This window comes from Actinomadura monticuli (assembly GCF_041463655.1).
Taxonomy (GTDB): domain Bacteria; phylum Actinomycetota; class Actinomycetes; order Streptosporangiales; family Streptosporangiaceae; genus Spirillospora; species Spirillospora monticuli.
The window spans coordinates 314,332-332,062 of the sequence record NZ_JAXCEI010000006.1; the positions used below are offsets into that span (position 1 = coordinate 314,332).

Here is a 17,731-nt window from a genome sequence, read left to right on the forward strand (position 1 = left end):
ATGAACCGATGCACCCAGCCCGGCTGCGCGGGCGAGGTCGACGCCGACGGTTTCTGCGACGTCTGCGGCATGGCCCCGGCCCCCGCCCCGTCCGCCGCCCCGGCCCCGTCCGCCGCCTCTGAGCCCGCCTCCGCCCCCTCCGCGCCGTCCGCTCCCGCGCCGTCCGCTCCCGCGCCGTCCGCTCCCGTACCGCCCGCGCCCCCGCGAGCCGCCGCCCCCGCCCCCGCCCCCGCCCCACCGACGTCCGTCGCGGCGCCCGCACCGCCGACGTCGGCGCCCGCTCCGACCGTGCCGCCCGCCAGACCCGGATACACCAGGGCGGCGCCCGTGCGGGTCCCGGCGGCGGTCACCACGCAGACGCCGTTCGCGCCGCCGACGAGCAGGGAGCCGGGCCCGGCCGGCACGTCCGGGAGTTCGGCGGGCAGCGGCCGGGGCACGGTCGGGTCCGGCCGGACGGCGTCGCGCGGCGGCACCCGGGGGACCGGTTCCAGCGGCTCGACCAGGCGCGGGATGCTCGGCGCGGGGCTCGTCGAGGTCCCGCCCGTCCCGGCCCGCGACCCCGCGACGGCGATCATGGAGAATCCGGAGGTGCCGGAGAACCGGCGCTTCTGCAGCCGCTGCGACGAGAAGGTCGGGCGTAGCCGCAACGGCAGGCCCGGCCGGACCGAGGGGTTCTGCCGCAGCTGCGGGCATCCGTTCTCGTTCACGCCGAAGCTGCGCGCGGGCGAGATGGTCGGCGGGCAGTACGAGGTGCTCGGCTGCCTCGCGCACGGCGGGCTCGGCTGGGTGTACCTGGCCCGCGACCACAACGTGAGCGAGCGCTGGGTCGTGCTGAAGGGCCTGCTCGACACCGGGGACGCCGACTCCCTCGCCGCCGCGACCGCCGAGCGCGCGTTCCTCGCCGAGGTCGAGCACCCCAACATCGTCAAGATCTACAACTTCGTCCGGCACGGCGAGTCCGGCTACATCGTGATGGAGTACGTCGGCGGGCGCTCCCTCAAGGACATCCTGCTCAGCGTCCGGGCCGAGCACGGCGACCATGTGTCGCTGCCCCTCGGCCAGGTGATCGCGTACGGGCTGGAGGTGCTGAGCGCCCTCGGCTACCTGCACGGCGTCGGGCTGCTGTACTGCGACTTCAAGCCGGACAACGCGATCCAGTCCGAGGAGCAGCTGAAGCTGATCGACCTCGGCGGGGTGCGGCGCGCCTTCGACGTGGAGAGCCCGATCTTCGGGACGCCCGGCTACCAGTCCCCCGAGATCGGCTCGCAGGGCCCGTCGGTCACGTCCGACCTCTACACCGTCGGCCGGACGCTCGCCGTGCTCAGCTTCCCGTTCCGCGGCTACACGGGACGGCACCTGCGCAGCCTGCCGCCCCGCGACGAGGTCCCGCTGTTCCGGCGGCACGAGTCGTACCACCGGCTGCTGCGGCGCGCCACCCACCCGGACCCGTCCCGCCGCTTCCAGAGCGCGGCCGAGATGGCCGAGCAGCTCACCGGCGTGCTGCGCGAGGTCCTGTCCGCCGAGGACGGACGTCCCAGGCCCGCGCCGTCGCCGCTGTTCGGGCCCGAGCAGCACACGGCCGGGACCGAGATCGTCGATGCGCTGGACGGCACGACCGTCCTGGCGCCGCTGGAGCCGGCGGCGGCAGCGGCGGCGCTGCCGGTCCCGCTCGTCTCCGCGTCCGACCCGGCCGCCGCGTTCCTCGCGGGGCTCACCGCCCGCGATCCCGGCGACCTCGCCGCGGCGCTCGGCGCCGCGCCGGTCGCGTCCCGCGAGGTGCGGCTCGCGCTGGTGCGCGTCCGCGTCGAGCTGGGCGACCTGGACGGCGCCGCCCGCCTCCTGGAGGAGATCTCGGCCGAGGCGCCGGACGACTGGCGCGTCGACTGGTACCAGGGCGTCCGCGCCCTCGCCGGCGGGCGCGGTGCGGAGGCCGTCGCCGTCTTCAACGACCTGTACGACCTCGCCCCGGGGGAGCAGGCGCCCAAGCTGGCGCTCGCGTTCTGCTATGAGACGCTGGGCGACCTGGGCAACGCCAGCCACTACTACGAGACGGTCTGGCGCACCGACCCCACCCACGTCAGCGCCGCGTTCGGGCTGGCCCGCTGCTGCTTCGCCGCCGGCGACCGGGCCGCCGCCGAACGCGTCCTGGACTCGGTCCCCCGCATCTCCAGCCACTACCTCGCCGCGCAGCTCGCCGCCGTCGCCACGGCCGTCCGGGGCCGGCGGCCCGGCGAGCTGGACGCGGCGGCGCTCATCGAGGCGGGCCGCCGCCTCGCGTCGCTGCGCCTGGACACCGGGCGGGCCGCCGCGTTCACCGCCGAGGTCCTGGAGGCGGCGCTCGGCTGGCTCCGCGCCGGCCGCGCCCCGATCCCGGCCGGGTTCCGGCAGCAGGTCCTCGGCACGGACCTGGACGAACCGGCCCTGCGCGCGAAGCTCGAAGAGACCTACCGCGTCCTCGCCAAGCTCGCCGACGGCGCCGGACAGCGCCACGCGATGGTCAAACGCGCCAACGCCGTCCGTCCGAGGACGCTCTTCTGACCATGGGCACCGACCAGCGCACGCACCTCTCCGCCTGCCACGCCTGCGGGGAACCGGCCCACGCCCAAGACCGCTTCTGCGAACGCTGCGGCACCCCCGCCCCGGCGGCCCCCCGGACCGCACCCCCGCCCGCGGCCGCGCCAGCGCCGGCGGGGTGCGCGGATTGCGGTTCGGCGGTCGCGACGGACGGGTTCTGTGAGCGCTGCGGGCTCCGGCAGGGGCGCGGGCGGGTGGAGACCGATCTCGGGACGGCCGGGGCGGCCGTCAGCGACGCCGGGTTGCGGCGGCGGCGGAACGAGGACGCGTTCGCCATCGCGGCGCTGCCGCGCGGGGCGTGCGCGGTGGTCTGCGACGGCGTCGCGACGGCGCCCGGGTCGGAGGAGGCGTCGCGGCGCGCGGCCGACGCGGCCGTGGCCGTGCTGACGGGACGGGTGTCCGTCGGCATGGATCCGCAGGGGGCGACGCGTGCGGCGGTGGAGCGGGCCGCCGAGGTCGTGGCGGGGCTCGGCCGGGATCCCGAGACGTCGCCGGCGTGCACGTTCGTGTCGGCCATCGTGGACGCGGGCGGCGTCACGGTCGGGTGGGTCGGCGACAGCCGGGCGTACTGGCTGGGGGAGGCGGGCTCGCGCCTGCTGACGCGGGACGACTCGTGGGCCGAGTGCATGATCGAGCAGGGCGCGCTGACCGCCGCGGACGCGTGGGCCGACGAGCGGGCGCACGTGATCACGGCATGGCTGGGCGCGGACGCGGGGCACGTCGAACCGCATGTGGCGGCGTTCCGTCCGACGGCGCCGGGGCTGGTCGTGCTCTGCAGCGACGGGCTGTGGAACGACCTCCCGGACGCGGCGGCCCTCGCGGAGGTGGCGCTCAAGGAGCACGGCCCGATGGCGGTGGCGCGGCGGCTGCTGCGGGCGGCGCTGGAGGCGGGCGGTCGCGACAACGTGACGGTTGCGGTGGTGCCGTGTCCGCCGCCGGGTGGGGAGCGGGGCAGATGAGCGGGGTTCCGGAGTTCACCGTCCGCGTGGACCAGAACGCCTACCTTCCGGCGGGCGGGCGGGAGATGCACGCGATCGTGACCGTGGCGGCCCGCTCGTCCGGGAACGGCGAGCGCGCCGCGGACGCCGCGGAGATCATCCTGATCGACACGTCGGGGTCGATGTCCTACCGAGGGAAGATGGCCGCGGCGAAGCGGGCCGCGCGGGCGGCGGTGAACGTGCTGCGCGACGGGGTCCACTTCGCGGTGGTCGCGGGCGCCAACCGGCCGCGGATGATCTACCCGCAGGGGGAGCGGCTCGTCGCGGCGGACGACGCGTCCCGGCGCAGCGCGGTGAGCGCGATCGGGCGGCTGGAGGCGGCCGGGGGGACGGCGATCGGGTCGTGGCTGCGGCTCGCCGAGCGGCTGTTCACCGAGCACGACGACGCGCTGAAGCACGCGATCCTGCTGACCGACGGCAAGAACCAGCACGAGTCGGCGGAGGAACTGGACGCGGCGCTGCGGGTGTGCGCGGGCCGGTTCCTGTGCGACGCGCGCGGCGTCGGCACCGACTGGGACGTCGCCGAGCTGCGCAAGATCACCTCGATGCTGCTCGGCGGGTTCCTGGACGTCCCCGACCCCGCCGACCTGGAGGCCGACTTCCTGGCGATGACGCGGGCCGCGATGAGCAAGGAGGTCGCGGACGTGGCGCTGCGCGTGTGGACGCCGCAGCAGGCGCGGCTCCGGTTCGTCAAGCAGATGGTCCCCACCGTGGAGGACCTGACGGAGCGGCGCGTCGACTCGGGGACGCAGACGGGCGACTATCCGCTCGGCGCGTGGGGGAACGAGTCCCGCGAGTACCACCTGTGCGTCGAGGTGCAGCCCGGCGACGTGGGACGGCAGATGCGGGCCGCGTGGGTGAAGCTCCTCGCGGGCGACCAGGTCCTCGCGTCCGGGAACGTCCTCGCCGAGTGGACGGACGACGAGGCCCGCTCGACCTCGATCAACGGCCGGGTCGCGCACCACACGGGGCAGTCGGAGCTGGCCGCGGCGATCCAGGAGGGCCTGGAGGCGCGGCGGGACGGCGACGAGGACACCGCGACCGCCCGGCTCGGGCGCGCGGTCGTGCTGGCGCGGGAGGTCGGCAACGAGCAGATCTCCGGCCTGCTCGACCGGGTCGTGGACGTGGTCGACGAGGCGAGCGGCACGGTCCGGCTGAAACGGGACGTGTCGAAGGCGGATGAGATGTCGCTCGACACCCGCTCCGTCCGGACCGTCCGGACCCGGCAGGGCGACGCCGCCGGCGGCCCCGCCGGTGACAGGCCCGGGGGCTGAGGCCCATGCCCACCTGCCCGAGCGGGCACGCGTCCGAGTCCGCCGACTACTGCGACGTGTGCGGCGACCTCATGGCCGGCGCGCGTCCGGTCGAACCGGGCCCGGCGGCGGGCTCGGCGGCGGGCCCGGCCGCGTGCCCGCACTGCGGGACGCCGCGCTCGGGCCGCTTCTGCGAGGTCGACGGGTACGACTTCGACACCGGCACGATCTACACGGTGGAGCTGGCGATCGACCGCCCGGCGCGGGCGGTGCCGATGGTGCCGCCGCACCGGACGAGCAGCGCGCCGGCCGCCTCGCCCGGCCCGTGCGCGCTGGTCGCGGCCGACCGCGCCTACTTCGACACGGTCCTCGCCGAGATGGGGCCGGACGCCGGCCTCACGTTCCCGCCGTACTGCCCGGAGCGCCGCGTCCCGCTGCTCGGCGAGCAGGTCCGGATCGGGCGCCGCAGCAAGTCCCGCGCGATCGTCCCGGAGATCGACCTGAGCGAACCGCCCGAGGACCCGGGCGTGTCGCATCTGCACGCCGTCCTGCTCGCGCAGCCGGACGGCACCTGGAACCTCGTCGACCCCGGTTCGACGAACGGCACCACGGTGAACGGCGGCACCGAGCCGATCCCGGTGAACGTGCCGCTGCCGATGGGCGACGGCGACCGCGTCCACGTGGGCGCCTGGACGACCATCACGCTGTCCCTGCAGGAGGGCCCGCCATGACGATGAGTCCCGCGCAGCCGGCGGTCCCCGCTCCCCGCGCGTCCGGCCCGCCGCCCGAGCCGAAACCGCCGGCGGACGCGCAGCGCGGCGGCCGTGTCAGGACGTTCTTCCGCGGCCGGTGGCTGAAGACGATCCCGGGCCGCGTGCGCGCGCACGTCGTGCTGTGCCTGGCCGCGCTCATCGCGCTGCTCGCCGTCCTCGCGGTGGCGATCGGCAACGCGCGCGACTCCGTCCAGACGATCGGGCACGACGCGGGCCCGCAGGTCGTCGCGACGGGCACGCTCTACTTCGCGCTCAGCGACATGGACGCCCAGGTGTCCAACATCCTGCTGATCGGACGCGAGCACGACCTCGGCGTCGGCTACGACGAGTCCCTGCGGGTGTACGAGAAGCGCCGCGCGGAGGCGGACGCGGCGGCGGTGCAGGCCGCGCAGCTCGCCGGACGCGACCCGGCGCTGAAACGGACCGTCCAGGAGGTGCTGGACGGCCTCGGCAAGTACGAGCGGCTCGTCGGCCAGGCGATGCAGCTCGACGCGCAGTCGAACCACGCGCCGGGCGAGCTGCCGGACCAGGTCATCGACGCCTACCGGCAGGCGACCGACCTGATGAAGATGCAACTGCTGCCGAAGGCGTACAACATCACGCTCGACAGCGGCGCGCACGTCCGGCAGTCGTACGAGACGAAACGGTCGGCCGTGCTGACGGGACGCGCCTGGGTCGCGGTCACCGGGCTGCTCGTCCTGCTGCTCCTGATCGCGACGCAGCTGTACCTGGCCCGGACGTTCCGCCGCGTGCTCAACTGGGCGCTCGTGCTGGCGACGCTCGCCACGATCGTCCTCACGGCCGTCGGCGCGGGCCTGCTGACGGCGCACGCGGGCCACATCAAGAGGGCCAAGGAGGACGGTTTCGACTCGATCCTCCAGCTCTCCCGCGCCCGCGCCATCAGCCACAGCGCGTTCGCCGACGAGAGCCGCTACCTCCTCGACCCGGGGCGCGCCGACACCTACGAGCAGACCTACCTCGACAAGTCGCTCTCGGTGATCTACCCGGACCTCGGCGACAAGCCGGTGAACCTGGAGAACTACTACGCGGGGCTGGAGCAGAAGGTCGCCCCGTACCGGCCGGGGCAGGGCGCCGTCCCGTTTCTCGGCTTCTTCGGGGACGAGGCGCGCACGACGGACCAGGGCCGCGACGCGGACGCCCTCGCGAAGACGCTGGCCGCGTACCGGACCGTCCAGCGCAACGACGCGGAGATGCGGCGGCTCGCCGCGTCCGGGAACCGCACGGGGGCGATCGACCTGCGGATGGGCCGGACGTCCAGCGCCATCCGCGACTTCGGGGCCTTCGACGCCTCGCTCAGCGCGCTGACCGCCGTCCACCAGGACGCCTTCGACGAGGCGATCAGGGACGCGGACGGCGGGCTGCGCGGCTGGAACGCCGTCCCGGCCGCCGGCGTCGCCGCCATCGCCCTTCTGATCCTGGCGGGGGTCCGTCCCCGGCTGGCCGAGTTCCGCTGACCGGAGGAGAGCAAGCCATGCGCGGTAGCGCTGTGTTCGGTGCCAGAGCCGCCTCCGCCCTCCTCGCCGCGGGGGCACTGCTGGCGGGCCCGGCGGGTTGCGGCCTCGGCGGCACCGAGAAGGAGTCGGTGGCCGACAAGGACTCCCTCGTCATCGGCGTGAAGGAAGACCAGCCGGCCCTCGGCGTCAAGCGCCCGGACGGGACGTACGAGGGCTTCGACGTCGACGTCGCCACCTACATCGCGGGCCGGATGGGCGTCCCGAAGAGCCGCATCACGTGGCGGACGACGAACTCGTCCGTCCGCGAGGAGGCGCTCGCCAAGGGCACCGTCGACATGATCGTCGCGACGTACTCCATCACGGCGAAGCGCAAGATGAAGGTGACCTTCGGCGGCCCCTACTACGTCGCCCACCAGGACACGTTCGTCCGCGCCGACGCCGGCTCGATCAAGGACGTCCGTGACCTGAAGGGCAAGAAGATCTGCGAGGTGACCGGCTCCAACTCGTGGCGCCGCGTCATCGAGGAGCGCAAGGTCGCCGCCGAGCCGGTCACCGTCGGCACCTACGGGGCCTGCATGGACGCGCTCGCCGCCGGGAGGCTCGACGCCGTCTCGACCGACGACCTGATCCTCGCCGGGTTCGCCGCCGGCCGCCCCGGACGCATGATCAACGCGCCGTTCACCGACGAGAAGTACGGCGTCGGCCTCAAGAAGGGCGACCTCAGGGGCTGCGAGGAGGTCAACCGGGCCATCACCGCCATGTACCAGGACGGCACCGCCCAGCGGCTGCTGACCAAGTGGTTCGGGAAGTCGGGGCTGAAGCTGACGACGAGCGTCCCCCAGTTCGAGGGCTGTACCTGAGCGCCGCTGTACCCGAGCGTCAGGGCGTGGTCGTGGACGGGAACCCGACGATCGCCTCGCGCAGCGTGTCGTAGACGGGGATGAACTTGTCGATCCCGGTGATGCGGAAGACCCGCTGGACGCGCGGCGGCAGCGCCACCAGCGCGATGTGGGTGCCGCGCCGGCCGGCCCGGCGGTTGGCGGCGACGAGCGCGTTCAGGCCCGTCGAGTCGCAGAACGTCACCTCGCGCATGTCGACGACGGTCGGCTCGTCGGCGTCGACCACCTCGAAGAGCGTCTCCTCGAAACGCGTCCGGGACACCACGTCGATGTCGCCCTGCACGCGGACGACGGTGCAGCGGTCGTCGCGCATCAGGCTGATGTCGAAGTCCATGGTCACCTCACGCCCCACTCCGGTGGCACCCGGCCATCTCAGGTGACTCCTCAGGATCGCGCACCCGTGCCCGCATTCCAAGCTCTCACCGGGAATAGGGACCGGGCCGCCGGTCCGGGCCCCGGACCGTAACGCCGCACCGGACGTCCGGCCGGATCCCACGTGACGACTCTACCCGACGCGCCGCCCGGGCCGTCCGGGTGCGTCCGGGGTCATCCGGGAAACAGGGCAATAACTTACTCAAGAGAAACTTACTAGACGGTAAGAAATGGCGTCCAATCCGGCCTGCGCCAGGCTTGACCTGCGGTTGGGCCATTTCTTGCGGCCCTCTGACCGGGAAAGAAGGACGCTGACTCTGGGCCGGATCCGCGCAGACGTTACAGTGGCGGTGGCGAAATTCGGGAGGCTGGATGTTCTACACGTTCATGACGCGGGTGGTGCGTCCTATCCTCTGGCTGCTTTTCCGGCCGCGGGTCGTCGGCGGTGAGAACGTGCCGAGCTACGGGCCGCTGATCGTGGCGAGCAACCACCTGTCGTTCATCGACAGCTTCATCATCCCGCTCGCCGTCCCGCGCCCCGTCACCTACATCGCCAAGGCCGACTACTTCGAGGGCGGCGGGCTGAAGAACCGGTTCGTCCGCTGGTTCCTCACGAACCTCGGGCACGTCCCCGTCCGGCGCGGCGCCCGCCGCGCCGCGATGGGCGCCCTCGAGCAGGCCGCCGAGGTCCTCGACAACAGCGGCGCGTTCGCCATCTACCCGGAGGGCACCCGCTCTCCCGACGGCCGCCTCTACCGCGGCCGGACGGGCGTCGGCTGGCTCGTCCTGGAATCGGGCGCCCGCGTCCTGCCGGTCGCCCTGGAGGGCACCGAGAAGATCCAGCCGATCGGCGCCGCCTTCCCGCGCGTCTTCGGCCCCCGCCCCACCGTGCGCATCGGCCCGCCCATGGACTTCTCCCACTACGGAGACCTCCCGCCGGCCAAGGCCCGCCGCGCCATCACCGACGAGATCGTCGAGACCATCCAGAAGATGTCCGGCCAGGACTACGCCGCCGAGTACAACGAACGCGCGGAAACCAGCTAGCGCCGCCCTCAGTCCCGCTCCGCTCCGGTCGTCGCGGAGCCCGCGATGTCCCGTCAGGGGGCGTCCCGCCCGGCGACCGCCCCGCGGTTCGGTGGCGGGTTCGGGCCGTGGGCGTGTCGGCGGGGGGCCGGGGACGGGGCCGGGCCGTAGTGTCGCGGCCATGGCGTACAGGTTCCTCCCGATCGTCCTGTTGGTGACGGCCGCCGCCGCGAGCGCGTGCGGGGGCGGCGACGAGCAGGCCCGCGAGGTCCGGAGCACCGCGCGGGCGGAGGTCGCGGGCATCGGGTACACGTCCGACCAGCTCGCGCAGGCGCTGCTCGGCCAGGCGACCGGCTACCGGCGGGCCGGCGAGCCAGACTCGGGGGAGTACGGCTCGCTGAAGGCCATCCAGAACGCCGCCCGGCTGCAGCGCGAGGCGACCCTGGACAAGCCGCGCTGCGGGACGGGACGTCCCGGCGGCACCGTGGCGGGCGACGTCCCGGCGGCGCTCGTCTCGTTCACCGGCAACGCCGGGCAGACCGCCACCGAGACGCTGATGGGCATGTCCGCCGCCGACGGCGAGAAGCAGGTCAACGCGCGCGTCCCGTCCGGCTGCCTGCGGTTCCGCACCAAGATCGGCTCGAACCTGGCCGAGCACCGCGTCGTCGAGGTGCCCAAGGGCGACATCGGCGAGGGCTCCCGCACCGTCGGCGTCACCACGACCAGCGGCAACGCCAGGACGCGCACCTGGTACGTCGTGTTCCGGGGCCGGCACTACGTCGCGACGGTGTCCGTCTTCGGCCCGACCGTCACCCGCGCGGACGCCGAGCGCCTCGCCCGCGAGGCGCACGCCCATGCCGAACGCGTCCTGCCGTGAGTCCCGGGACTCGCGGACCGTCTCGCCCAGCGGATACGGTTCGCCTTACAAGGGGCGTATGTCCCGGGCGTGTCGTTCCCAGCGGGGGTGTCCTTGATCGGTAAGGAGGGCCGGGTGACCGGCCGGATCGGGCCGGGACTCGTCGGCGAGGTCATGATCCCCATTCGCGGCGGCGTCGAGGCGTTCTACGCGCACCCCGTGAACCCGCAGGACGAGATCGGCGTCGGGACCATCGTCGTGGTGGTCGAGCACCACCCGCCCCGCACGGTGTACGTCGCGCCCGCATTGCCGCAGTAAGTGGCGCAATCAGGCCATCCGCGAGGAGAACCGAACGCGCCGCTCGCGCGTCTGAGGGAAAACGCGGGCGGGGACGTCGAGCCGGCCGCACCCACATCTGAAGAGGAGGCCGCATGCCCGTTGTCGCCGTGGCGATCGGTGTGGTCGTCGCCATCATCGTGTTGATCATCTTGTTCAAGATGGTCTGGCGGGTCGCCGAGCCGAACGAGGCGCTGATCATTTCGGGGTTGGGCGCCAAGTCCAAGCCGATCGACGGCGTGGACAGCCTCGGATTCAAGATCGTGACGGGCAAGGGTACGTCCGTCCTGCCCGGTTTCCAGGTGTCGCGGCGGCTGCAGCTCGACAGCCGCGCCGCCAACCTCGAAGTGAAGTGCGTGACGCAGCAGGGCATCCCGGTCAAGGTGCGCGGCGTGGTCATCTACAAGGTCGGGGACGACCTGGTCTCGATCGCCAACGCGGCGCGCCGGTTCCTGGAGCAGCAGTCGTCCATGGACGGCGCGATCCACGAGCTGTTCACCGGCCACCTGCGCTCCATCATCGGCAACCTCACCGTCGAGGACCTGATCCTCAACCGCGAGCGGCTCACGTCCGAGACGCGCAGCTCCGCCGCCGACGAGATGAGCAAGCTGGGGCTGGTCGTCGACTCCCTGCAGATCCAGGAGATCGACGACGAGACCGGCTACATCACCAACCTGGGCCGTCCGCACGCCGCGAAGGTCGCCGCCGCCGCCCGCATCGCCGAGGCCGAGCGCAACCAGGAGGCCACCGCGCGCGAGCAGGAGACCGAGCGGCAGAACGCCGCCGTCATCCGCGACACCGAGATGAAGAAGGCCGAGTACCAGGGCCAGGTGCAGCAGGCCGCGCAGCAGGCCCGGCAGGAGGTCATCCTCAAGGAGACCCGCAACGCCGAGCTGGAGGCCGAGCGCACCGAGAAGCGGCTGGAGAGCGAGGTCCGCAAGCCGGCCGACGCCAAGGCGTACGAGCAGGTGAAGCTGGCCGAGGCCGAGCGCGAGGAGCGCATCTCCTACGCGCAGGCCGCGGCGACCGAGGTCCAGCTGAAGGCGCAGCGGGAGTCGGAGGCCATCCGGCTGCTCGGTGAGGCCGAGGCCGACGCGACCCGGCGCAAGGGCCTCGCCGAGGCCGAGGCGATCAAGGCCCGCGCGGAGGCGCTGGCCGAGAACACCGACGCCGTCATCGCCCAGCAGCTCGCCGAGCAGTGGCCGCAGATCGTCGAGGCGGGCGCGGGCGTGTTCGGCAACGTCGACAACATGGTCGTGCTCAACGGGGCCGAGGGCGTCGAGGACATGCTCGCCAAGGCCCTCACGCTCGGCGGTACCGGCCTCGGCGTCGCCCGGCAGCTCCTCGCCAACCTGAACGGCGGCCAGCCCGCCGCGAACGGCCACAACGGGGTCGCCGCGGCCGTCCCGGCCGTGGAGATCCCCAAGGAGGACTGACCCTCCGCAACCAGGATGGCCCGGCCCCCAACGGCCGGGCCTTCTGGCGTTAGACCCCGCCCCCCGCAGCACGGGCAGGCACGCGAAGGGAGCGCCAGCGACCGCAGCGACGCCGCGCCCGCCCGCACGGGCACGACAGACCGTAAGGGCGGCGTGAGGATCGCCTGCGTCGTAACGGGGGTTCCAGGGGGTCGCCCCCCTGGGCCAGCACAGCGTCGTAACGGGGGGATTGGGGGGTCGCCCCCCCAATAGACTCCGAGCATGTCCGTGCCGCGGCTTGCCGTCACCGTCGACCTCGTCGTGCTCACCGTGCGGGAGCAGCGCCTGTGCGCGCTGATGTGGCGGCGTGACCGGGCCCCCTACGACGGGGCGTGGTCGCTCCCGGGCGGGTTCATCCAGCTGGACGAGGACCTGCCGGTCGCGGCGTCCCGCCTGATGGCGGAGCGGGCGGGGCTCGCGGACGTCCGGATCCACCTGGAGCAGCTCGCCACCTACGGCTACCCCGACCGGGACCCCCGGCAGCGGGTGGTGAGCGTCGCCTACCTGGGCCTCGCGCCCGACCTGCCGGCGTCGAGCAGGGCGCAGGTGCTGTGGACGGCCGTGGACGAGCTCATCCACCACGACCGGGCCGCGTTCGACCACCGGCGGATCCTGTGCGACGGGATGGAGCGGGCGCGGGCGAAGCTGGAGTACACCTCCCTCGCCGCCGCGTTCTGCCCGCCCGAGTTCACGGTCGCCGAGCTCCGCCGCGTCTACGAGATCGTGTGGGGCACCAGCCTCGATCCGCGCAACTTCCACCGGAAGGTCACCGGCGCCGACCGGTTCCTCATCCCGACCGAGCGGACGACGACGCGCGACGGCGGCCGCCCGGCCCGGCTGTACCGGCGCGGCGACGCCGAGCAGCTCCGCCCACCGATGCTGCGACCACGGGCTTGATCTGGGCCGACGGCACGGGCATCGGGCCGCGGTTGCTAGTTTCGGCCCTTATGAACGGTGACGATGCGCTCGGCCTGATCGTCCGTGACATCGGCGATGCGGGCGTCGCGGAGATGGCCGGTTCGCCGGGGCTCGCGGCGGCCGTCGACCAGCATGTGGCGACCCTCCGGGACGAGCTCGGCACGCCCGGCCCCGACGAGCTGATGGACTACCTGCACGGGTTCGCCGAGGAGGCGTTCAACCGGGGCTGGTGGCCCGACGACCCCCGCGACTGGGAGTTCGTCCGGATCGTCGCCGTCTGCTGGATGATCGGCTCCCAGTAGCCCGGCGGCGCGGTCACACTCGTGCCGTCCGGTTCGTCAGTGCGGTGGACACCGACGCGGGCGACGACACTGGGGACGACATGAACGAGCGCGACTTCCTGGCCGAGCGGTTCGAGGAGCACCGCACGCATCTCAAGGCGGTGGCCTACCGGATGCTGGGCTCTCTGGCCGAGGCCGACGACGCCGTCCAGGAAGCCTGGCTGCGGCTCGCCCGCAGCGACGCGGAGCGGATCGGCAACCTCGGCGGCTGGCTGACCACGGTCGTCGGCCGGGTCTGCCTGGACATGCTGCGCTCGCGCACGCAGCGGCGCGAGACGTCGCTGGAGGCCCGGATGCCGGATCCGATCGTGAGCGGCGCGTCCGCCGATCCCGAGCAGGAGGCGCTGATCGCCGATTCGGTCGGGCTGGCCCTGCTGGTGGTGCTGGAGTCGCTGACCCCGCCGGAGCGGCTGGCCTTCGTCCTGCACGACATGTTCGGCATGCCGTTCGAGGAGATCGCCCCCGTCATCGACCGCACGCCGGTGGCGGCGCGCAAGCTCGCCAGCCGCGCCCGCCGCCGCGTCCGGGGCGAGGCTCCGGCGCCCGACCCCGACCCCGTCGCGCAGCGCCGCGCCGTCGAGGCGTTCCTCAGCGCCGCCCACGACGGCGACTTCGACGCCCTGGTGGCCGTCCTCGACCCGGACGTGGTGCTGCGCGCCGACGGCGGCAAGGCGCTGCCGGGCGGCGTCAAGGTCGTGCGCGGCAGCGCGAAGGTGGCGGCGCAGGCCGCCACCTTCCACCGCATGGCGACGCTCGCGACCAGCCGCCACGCCCTGGTCAACGGCGCGGCCGGCCTGGTCAACACCGTGGACGGCCGGCTCTACTCGGTCATGAGCTTCGCCGTCACCGGAGATAGGATCACCGCGATCGACATCCTGTCCGATCCCGAACGACTGGCCGACCTCGACCTCACCGGCCTGGAAGGCTGACCCCGGCACGGCGCCCGGCGGTGGGACGCTGCGTAGGCTGAGAACCGTCATTTCTGTGCAATCTGGAGGACAACGGTGTCCGAGGCAACCACTCCGCGCTTCCGCTCCGTCCTCGACCGGTTCGTGGCTTACAAGCCCGGCAAGGTCGTGGTGTCGCCCGAGGGCCGCTCGTTCAAGCTGTCGTCCAACGAGTCGCCGCACGGCCCGCTGCCGTCGGTCGTGGAGGCGATCGCCGAGGCGGCGCGGAACGTCAACCGCTACCCCGACAACAACGCGACCGCGCTGACCGAGGAGATCGCCGCGTTCTGCGGCGTCCCCGCCGACCACGTCGCGGTGGGCTGCGGCTCGGTCGGGATGACGCAGATGCTGCTGGAGGCCGTCGCCGAACCGGGCGCCGAGGTCGTGTACGCCTGGCGGTCGTTCGAGGCGTACCCCCTCCTCGTGTCGCTGTCGGGCGCGACGGGCGTCCAGGTGCCGCTGAAGGACGAGGCCCACGACCTGGAGGCGATGGCCGACGCGATCACCGACCGCACCCGGCTGATCTTCGTCTGCAACCCGAACAACCCGACGGGCACGATCGTCCGGCGGGCCCGGTTGGAGGCGTTCCTCGACCGCGTCCCCGCCGACTGCCTGGTGGTGCTGGACGAGGCGTACCGCGAGTACATCCGGGACGAGGAGGTGCCGGACGGCCTCACGCTGCGCGCCGACCGCCCGAACCTCGCCGTCCTCCGCACGTTCTCCAAGGCGTACGGCCTCGCGGGCCTGCGCATCGGCTACCTCGTCGCGCACCCGGAGGTGGCGGGCGCGATCCGCAAGACGTTCCTGCCGTTCAGCGTGAACTCCGTCGCCCAGGCCGCCGGCATCGCGTCCCTCAGGGCCACCGACGAGCTCATGGAGCGCGTCGAGGGCACGGTGAAGGAGCGCGACCGCGTCCGGGGCGCCCTCCTCGCCGACGGCTGGACGGTCCCGCCGACCGAGGCGAACTTCGTCTGGCTCCGCCTGCACGAGCGGACGATGGAGTTCTCCGCCGCGTGCGACGCCCAGGGCGTGAGCGTCCGCCCGTTCGACGGCGAAGGCGCCCGGGTCTCCATCGGCTCCCCGGAGGAGAACGACGCCTTCCTTGCCGTCGCCAGGGCCTTCCCCCACCGCGACTAGGCCCCCACCGCAACCAGTCCACGAACGTCGACCGGCTCACCACGTCGTTGACCTGCGGCGTGTTGTTGCTTCCGACGCGCTCATACCAACAACACGCCGCAGGTCAACGTGCCCGGTGAGCCGAACACGCCGGAAGCCTTGCCGATCTGCTCAGGCGCGACCGCGTTGAGGACGGCGCTCTGCGCGGCGGGCATCGCCATGCTCACGCCCGCCCCCGCGACGAGCATGGGCGCGAGCAGCTCCCAGTACGGCACCGTCGGCGTGCCGACGAGCGCGAGCCATCCCATCCCGGCCGCCTGGAGGGCCAGGCCCGCCGAGGTGAGCAGCCGGGCGCCGACGCGGTTCACCAGCCGTCCCGCCACGGCGGCGACGAGCGAGACCGAGCCGGTCCAGGCGAGGGAGGCGTATCAATGACCATGGTCGAAGGGGCGCGCCTCGATGCGCACCTGGCTCTACAAGATCGCCACCAACGCTGCCTGAACGCGCTCCGGCACAGCAGCCGCCGCGTGCTGCCGGCGTCACGCTGCGCGGCCCGTCGATCGCCGCCGTCACCGCCTTCCACGACCCCGCCCTGGTTCACCGCTTCGGCCTGCCGCCAACGGTCTGACCGTCGCCATGAGGGGGCAGTTCGCTGCGCGAATTATGGAGGTCGCCCGGTGTTAGCCTGGCCGTGTGGCGAAGGAAGATGATGGGCGTATAGGGGTCGTGGCCGCGCTCGTGCGGTCCTCGTTCCTGGTGAACGCGGTGTACGCCGAGTCGGGACGGGAGTACGGGCTCACCCCGCAGCAGGGGCAGTTGCTCTGCGTGCTGATGTCGCGGTCGTACGGCATGAGCGAGCTGGGCGCGATGCTCCGGCTGGCCAAGTCGAGCCTGACCGGGCTGGTGGACCGCACCGAGCGGAACGGGCTGGTCAGGCGCGAGGCGGACCCGCGGGACACGCGTGCGGTGCGGGTCGCGCTGACCGAGCGGGGCGCGGAGCTGGTCGAGGAGTTCTACGCCGAGACCTGCAGGCGCGTCGACGAGCTCCCGGCGGGCCTCAGCCCTGAGGAGCGTGAGACGCTCGCCGCCCTGCTGGGGCGGGTCGTTCTCGACAATGAGGCTCCGCTGGTCTTCAAGGAACCGGACGAAGGGACCGTCGACGGCCCGAGCTGATGCCGATCCCGCGAACGCGGACTTGTTGTTCGTAGCGCGAACTGTTACGGTTCGTACTACGAACTCAAGCCATTTATGGGAGCGTGTCATCATGGGCCGTACAGTCGCGGTCGTCGGCGGAGGCTACGGGGGCGCCGCGGTCGCCAAGGCGCTGGAGCCGGAGGCGGACGTCGTCCTCATCGATCCCCGCGACGCGTTCGTCAACGCGGCGGGGTCGCTGCGGGCGCTGACGCGGCCCGAATGGGCCGCCACCATGTTCTTCCCCTTCGAGACGCTGCTCACCAAGGGCCGGCTGGTCCGCGACCGTGCGGTCTCCGTCGATCCCGGCGGCGTCGCGCTGGCCTCCGGTGGCCGTGTCGCGGCGGACTACATCGTCCTGGCCACCGGCTCCAGCCATGCCTACCCGGCCAAGCCCGGCTCCGACTCGGTCGACGAGGCGCTGGACGACCTGCGCCGGACGCACAAGGAGCTGCGCCGGGCCGGCCGCGTGCTGATCCTGGGGGCGGGGCCGGTCGGCCTCGAACTGGCGGGGGAGATCACGAGCGTCTGGCCCGGCAAGCAGGTGACCATCGTGGACCCGGCCGCGGAACTGCTCCCCGGCTTCCGGCCCGAGGTGGTCGACGATCTGCGCGGTCAGCTCGGCGCCCGGGGCGTCGACGTGCGGCTCGGCACAGGGCTCGCGGCCCCGCCGGTCACCGAAGCCGGGCATGCGGGCGAGTTCGCCGTCACGACCACCGCCGGGGACGAGATCACCGCCGACATCTGGTTCCGCGCCTACGGGTCCAGCACCAACAGCGACTACCTCGCGGACGGGAGGCTCACGGCGCGCGACCCGCGGGGGCGGGTTCCGGTGACCGAGTTCCTCAACGTCAAGGGGCACGAGCACGTCTACGCGGTCGGTGACATCACCGATGTCGCCGAGGCCAAGATGGCGGGCTACGCGATGCAGCACGCGGAGGTCGTCGCCAAGAACATCATCGGGCGGCTGAACGGAGAGCGGCCCGCGGCCGCCTATAGGCCGCTGCCGTTCCCGATGATGCTGCTCCCCCTCGGGCCGGACGGCGGCGTCGGGCAGCTGCCCTCGCCCGACGGGCCGTTCGTCGCGCCGCCCGCCCTGGTCTCGGAGTACAAGGGCGCCGACCTGTTCACCGGCCGCTTCATCGACCAGTTCGGCCCCACCGCCTGAAGGGGACGACCACGAA

At 73.1% G+C, this 17,731-nt stretch carries 17 protein-coding genes and 1 pseudogene; 16 read left to right on the plus strand and 2 right to left on the minus strand.

The genetic code is table 11. The features are described from left to right. The 6 genes from SM611_RS16075 to SM611_RS16100 all read left to right on the plus strand — a co-directional run bounded on the left by SM611_RS16075 (window position 1) and on the right by SM611_RS16100 (window position 7,933). Entirely contained in the window at window positions 1-2,538 is a 2,538-nt protein-coding gene (locus SM611_RS16075) for a serine/threonine-protein kinase (protein WP_371950343.1), read from the plus strand. Between the two features lie 230 nt (window positions 2,539-2,768). Continuing rightward, window positions 2,769-3,533, plus strand: coding sequence for a PP2C family protein-serine/threonine phosphatase (locus tag SM611_RS16080; RefSeq protein ID WP_371950344.1), 765 nt, complete (start codon window positions 2,769-2,771; stop codon window positions 3,531-3,533). Next, entirely contained in the window at window positions 3,530-4,846 is a 1,317-nt protein-coding gene (locus tag SM611_RS16085; RefSeq protein ID WP_371950345.1) for a vWA domain-containing protein, read from the plus strand. Before SM611_RS16080 ends, SM611_RS16085 begins: the two co-directional genes overlap by 4 nt. 5 nt (window positions 4,847-4,851) lie before the next feature. After that, window positions 4,852-5,556 (plus strand): FHA domain-containing protein, encoded by a 705-nt coding sequence (locus SM611_RS16090; protein ID WP_371950346.1) that lies wholly within the window; start codon window positions 4,852-4,854, stop codon window positions 5,554-5,556. After that, window positions 5,553-7,073 carry a GlnX family signal transduction membrane protein gene (locus SM611_RS16095; protein ID WP_371950347.1) on the plus strand — a complete coding sequence of 507 codons (1,521 nt, stop codon included), beginning with the start codon at window positions 5,553-5,555 and terminating at the stop codon, window positions 7,071-7,073. The genes SM611_RS16090 and SM611_RS16095 overlap by 4 nt, the downstream gene beginning before the upstream one ends. Window positions 7,074-7,090: 17 nt before the next feature. Next, window positions 7,091-7,933: a glutamate ABC transporter substrate-binding protein gene (locus tag SM611_RS16100; RefSeq protein ID WP_371950348.1), complete on the plus strand. Its 843-nt coding sequence runs from the start codon at window positions 7,091-7,093 to the stop codon at window positions 7,931-7,933. Between the two features lie 19 nt (window positions 7,934-7,952). On the opposite strand, the gene SM611_RS16105 is transcribed toward SM611_RS16100, so the two are convergent. Then, a complete protein-coding gene (locus tag SM611_RS16105; RefSeq protein WP_371950349.1) occupies window positions 7,953-8,306 on the minus strand; it encodes an STAS domain-containing protein in 354 nt (117 codons plus the stop codon). 410 nt (window positions 8,307-8,716) lie between these two features. Between SM611_RS16105 and SM611_RS16110 the strand changes: the two genes are divergently transcribed. The 8 genes from SM611_RS16110 (at window position 8,717) to hisC (ending at window position 15,377) form a co-directional block, all read left to right on the plus strand. Next, on the plus strand, window positions 8,717-9,388 hold the full coding sequence (locus SM611_RS16110) for a lysophospholipid acyltransferase family protein (RefSeq protein ID WP_371950350.1): 672 nt from the start codon (window positions 8,717-8,719) through the stop codon (window positions 9,386-9,388). Between the two features lie 160 nt (window positions 9,389-9,548). Beyond that, a complete protein-coding gene (locus tag SM611_RS16115) occupies window positions 9,549-10,244 on the plus strand; it encodes a hypothetical protein (protein WP_371950351.1) in 696 nt (231 codons plus the stop codon). A 114-nt stretch (window positions 10,245-10,358) separates the two neighbouring features. Next, the gene (locus tag SM611_RS16120) at window positions 10,359-10,541 is read left to right on the plus strand and encodes an NfeD C-terminal domain-containing protein (protein WP_131941232.1); all 183 of its coding nucleotides are present in this window, start codon (window positions 10,359-10,361) and stop codon (window positions 10,539-10,541) included. A 113-nt stretch (window positions 10,542-10,654) separates the two neighbouring features. Further along, window positions 10,655-11,995 carry an SPFH domain-containing protein gene (locus tag SM611_RS16125; protein WP_371950352.1) on the plus strand — a complete coding sequence of 447 codons (1,341 nt, stop codon included), beginning with the start codon at window positions 10,655-10,657 and terminating at the stop codon, window positions 11,993-11,995. A gap of 261 nt (window positions 11,996-12,256) precedes the next feature. Continuing rightward, complete coding sequence (locus SM611_RS16130) at window positions 12,257-12,931, plus strand: NUDIX hydrolase (protein ID WP_371950353.1); 675 nt, start codon at window positions 12,257-12,259, stop codon at window positions 12,929-12,931. Between the two features lie 50 nt (window positions 12,932-12,981). Continuing rightward, window positions 12,982-13,254 carry a DUF6401 family natural product biosynthesis protein gene (locus SM611_RS16135; protein ID WP_371950354.1) on the plus strand — a complete coding sequence of 91 codons (273 nt, stop codon included), beginning with the start codon at window positions 12,982-12,984 and terminating at the stop codon, window positions 13,252-13,254. 80 nt (window positions 13,255-13,334) lie between these two features. Then, complete coding sequence (gene sigJ / locus SM611_RS16140; protein WP_371950498.1) at window positions 13,335-14,222, plus strand: RNA polymerase sigma factor SigJ; 888 nt, start codon at window positions 13,335-13,337, stop codon at window positions 14,220-14,222. 75 nt (window positions 14,223-14,297) lie between these two features. Continuing rightward, on the plus strand, window positions 14,298-15,377 hold the full coding sequence (gene hisC, locus SM611_RS16145; protein ID WP_371950355.1) for a histidinol-phosphate transaminase: 1,080 nt from the start codon (window positions 14,298-14,300) through the stop codon (window positions 15,375-15,377). 80 nt (window positions 15,378-15,457) lie between these two features. Here the strand turns inward: hisC and SM611_RS16150 are convergent. Beyond that, window positions 15,458-15,745: pseudogene (locus tag SM611_RS16150) on the minus strand (MFS transporter); the annotation flags it as partial. A gap of 304 nt (window positions 15,746-16,049) precedes the next feature. Here SM611_RS16150 and SM611_RS16155 point away from each other — a divergent pair. Next, the gene (locus SM611_RS16155) at window positions 16,050-16,529 is read left to right on the plus strand and encodes a MarR family winged helix-turn-helix transcriptional regulator (RefSeq protein WP_371950356.1); all 480 of its coding nucleotides are present in this window, start codon (window positions 16,050-16,052) and stop codon (window positions 16,527-16,529) included. A gap of 91 nt (window positions 16,530-16,620) precedes the next feature. Further along, window positions 16,621-17,715: an NAD(P)/FAD-dependent oxidoreductase gene (locus tag SM611_RS16160; RefSeq protein WP_371950357.1), complete on the plus strand. Its 1,095-nt coding sequence runs from the start codon at window positions 16,621-16,623 to the stop codon at window positions 17,713-17,715. Window positions 17,716-17,731: the final 16 nt, after the last annotated feature.